Origin of the sequence: Escherichia sp. MOD1-EC5950, assembly GCF_002965345.1 — a bacterium.
GTDB classification, from domain to species: Bacteria; Pseudomonadota; Gammaproteobacteria; order Enterobacterales; family Enterobacteriaceae; genus Escherichia; species Escherichia marmotae.
On record NZ_PTSR01000167.1, the window covers coordinates 1 to 320 of the forward strand.

Annotated in this window: 1 pseudogene; it reads left to right on the forward strand. The window is 60.0% G+C overall.

What is annotated here, in order from left to right:
- Positions 1-320: pseudogene (locus tag BEA93_RS24855) on the forward strand (outer membrane usher protein PefC); the annotation flags it as partial.

Sequence of the window (320 nt, forward strand, 5' to 3'; positions counted from 1 at the left end):
TCCACCCAGAGTCTGGCGCTGTCCATTCCCCAGAAGGGGCTGGTGAAGATGCCGGAGAATGTGGACTGGGATTACGGAACCGGTGCATTTCGCGTGAACTATAACGCGAACGCCAACACCAGCCGTAATAACACCTCGGCCTTTGGCTCAGCGGACCTGAAAGCCAATATCGGGCGCTGGGTGGTGAGTTCTTCTGCCACGGCCAGCGGCGGTGACAGCGGGGATAACTCCACCACGATAAACATGTTTACGGCCACCCGGGCCATCCGCGCACTGAGTGCGGACCTGGCGGTCGGGAAAACATCCACCGGGGACAGTCT